The 3,004-nt window shown below is 62.4% G+C and carries 2 protein-coding genes and 1 pseudogene; all 3 read right to left on the bottom strand.

Annotation, left to right across the window (positions count from 1 at the left end):
• Positions 1-424 (bottom strand): annotated as a pseudogene (locus ENZ75_RS26830) (carbohydrate ABC transporter permease); the annotation flags it as partial.
• A 26-nt stretch (positions 425-450) separates the two neighbouring features.
• Positions 451-1,572 (bottom strand): sugar ABC transporter permease, encoded by a 1,122-nt coding sequence (locus ENZ75_RS26825; RefSeq protein ID WP_128278442.1) that lies wholly within the window; start codon positions 1,570-1,572, stop codon positions 451-453.
• 88 nt (positions 1,573-1,660) lie between these two features.
• Positions 1,661-3,004, bottom strand: a 1,344-nt coding sequence (locus tag ENZ75_RS26820) for a sugar ABC transporter substrate-binding protein (RefSeq protein ID WP_128278441.1), incomplete at its 5' end; no start/stop codon positions are given.

Here is a 3,004-nt window from a genome sequence, read left to right as displayed (position 1 = left end):
GGAAGAAGAACGAGATGTCCTCGTTCTTGAACCAGGCGAAATGGTAGCGATAGCGGGTGAGCCCGTAGGCGGCGAGGCTGCCGATGATGATGGCGAGGCTCGACGCGCCGACCGAGGTGATCACCGAATTCATGAAGCGCTTGAGGAACTCCTCGCGCACGGTCGAGGTCTGGAAGATCGAGTCCGGCGACAGGCCGAGCGAACGCCAGCCCTTCCAGTCCGGCTGGAAGTCGACGAAGGGGATGAGATGGCCTTGCGTGACGTCGACTGCGGTTTTGAACGAGGTCGTGATCGTCCAATAGATCGGGAACAGGCAGATGAACGCCCAGAAGGCCAGCGCGCCATAGATGAAGACGCGGCTGGCGAGGAAGCTCGCCGGCGAGCGGATCTCCGAGGCGACATATTCGGTGGTCTGAACGCTCATCGGGCTCAATTCACCCCCATCTTGCTTTAATTGACATTGCGGACAAAACGGTTGGCAAATTTCAACAACCACGTGACGAACACGACGATGATCACCAGATAGGCCATCGCCAGCATGGTTCCGTAGCCGACATTCGAGCGGTCGCGGTATTCGCGGTAGATGAAGCTCGACACGGAATCGGTGGCGCCGCCGGGGCCGCCGGACGTCACGGTGATGATGATGTCGGCAAGCTTCAGCTTGAAGATGATGCGCAGGACCACCGCCGTCACCGACACCGGCAGCATCAGCGGGAAGGTGACCTGCCAGAAGGTCTGCCACGCATTGGCGCCGTCGACGCGTGCGGCTTCGAGCACCTCGCGCGACATCGCCTGCAGCCCGGCCAGCAGCATGATCATCATGAACGGAATGAAGGTCCAGGCATCCAGTATCATGATCGATATGCGCGCGATGATCGGATCGGAGAAGAAGGCCGGATTTTCCCAGCCGAGATGGCGCGCCAGCGTTGCGGCCGGTCCGAACCTGTATTCCATCAGCGATTTTCCGATCATCCACGACACCGCGACCGGCGACAGCATCAGCGGCATCAGGAAGACGACGCGGAAGAATTTTCGCGCCCGGATCTGGGCGTTGAGGAGCAGCGCCAAGCCGAAGGCAATGACATATTCGACCGCCACCGCCAGCACGTAGAGCACCATGTTGAACAGCGCGTTGCGGTAGTAGGGATCGCCCAGCATCTGCCAGAAATTGTCGAGCCCGTTGAACCGGCGGCCGCTGAAGGAACTGAGGTTCCAGTCGGTGAGTGCGATGTAGAAACCGAACAGCGTCGGGAAGATGACCATGGCGATGGTGAACAGCAGCGCCGGCAGCAGAAACAGGGCACGCTGGCCGTCTTCGCCGCGCGTCAGCACCTGGCCGACACCGATCGCCACGCCCCACAGCACATAGGCATAGACGACGGGGCGCCAGGTCTCGAAGCCGATCGTATCGGGGCTGCCCTTGTAGAGGATCTCCAGCACGATCGTCGCCAGCAGGCCAAGCGTCGCAACGGCCATCAGCGCCCCGCCAAGGCGTTTACGGCCTGGAGAGATCAGATCGGAAGTGCCGGCATCTGCCGGCCACGGGTTCGCGGTCGATGTCTGGTCAGCCACAAATCTCGCCCGTTTGAAGGCTCTCGAGGAGCCGGAGCCTGTCTAAAGTGGTCCGGCGTTGCCGCCGGACCACGGTTCATAGGCCAGCCTACATGCCGAGCGAAGCTTTGTAGAGCTTGATCTGGTTGTCGCGCCCGATCTGGTCGGTCAGCTTCTCCCATGCCGCCGCGATGGCGTCGGCGCCTTCCTGCGCCTTCATCTTGCCCGCGAAAGTGTTGGCCAGGATGTCCTCGGCGGCGCTGTAGTACTGGAAGATGCCGGGGATGCGTGGCTCGATCGCCGCGTTCGGATGGTTGTAGCTGTCGGATTCCGATTTGAGGTAGGAGGTGATGAAGGCCTCGTCGTAGCCGGCCGCCACCCATTCGGGAATGTCGAAATGCGAGTTGCGGTAAGGCTGGAAGCCCGACGGATACATCGCCGTCCAGATCGACAGGTCCTTGCCGCCGAGATGGGCTGCAGCGGACCATGCCGCCTTCTTCTTCTTTTCGTCGGCATCGACGCGGGCCATGACATAGACGCCCCAGCCGAGATAGGCGCAGTTGGGCGCATAGTTCGGGCCGCTGGCGAGCTTGTCCCAGGCGCCGGTCTTCGCATTGTAGACATCGTCCGAGCCCGGCAGGATCGAGAAGCCGGTGACGTCGCCGACGACGGAAGAGTCGTTGGTCTTGACGTTGGAGCCGACGTCGCCCCACCAGGTGACCATCGAGCCGGTGCCGGCCAGGAACTGCTGGAAGGCGGTCGTGTTCGGATCGGCGTTGATCTGGTCGGCGGGTTCGGAGGGCAGCGCGTCGATGACGTCCTGGATGGCGCGCACCCAGGCCGGATTGTTGACGCGCGGCTTCATCGTGTCGGCGTCGAACAGCCAGGCCTTGTCGTCGGGGTGCTTGGCATAGGCGGTGGCGCGGCTGCCAAGGAAATAGAAGCCGAAGCCGCCCCAGGGCTTCGGCGCGTCGAGATAGCCATAGACGTCCTGGTCCTTGAGCTTCTTGCCCTTCAGGAACTTGGTCACCGCCTGAACCTGCTGCCAGGTCTTCGGCACGCCCCATTCACCTTCGCCGCCGCCGTCCTTCCAGGCCTTGGCGAGGTCGGCATCGGCGAACACGTCGGTGCGGTAGTTGAAGTTGTGCGCGTCGCCGTCGACGGTCACGCGGTATTGCTTGCCGTCCCAGGTGCCGACCGGCGGCTTCAGATAGCTGACCAGATCGTCGAAATCGATCTGGGTCTTGACCCAGTCGGGCATTTCCGACGTCAGGCCCTTGCCGCAGACATCACCTTCGAACGGCGCGCCCATTTCGATGATGTCGAAGTCGACGGTCCCGGTCGCGATCGACTGCTGCAGGCGGGCGTTGTAGTCGGCCTGCGCCAGGTCGATCCAGTTGATCTTGGCGCCGGTATAGGTCTCCCATGGCTTCAGGAAGCCGCGGAACAGCAC

Source organism: Mesorhizobium sp. M7A.F.Ca.CA.002.04.1.1 (assembly GCF_004022805.1).
Lineage (GTDB): Bacteria > Pseudomonadota > Alphaproteobacteria > Rhizobiales > Rhizobiaceae > Mesorhizobium > Mesorhizobium ciceri.
This window is presented reverse-complemented; position numbering and strand designations above follow the sequence as displayed.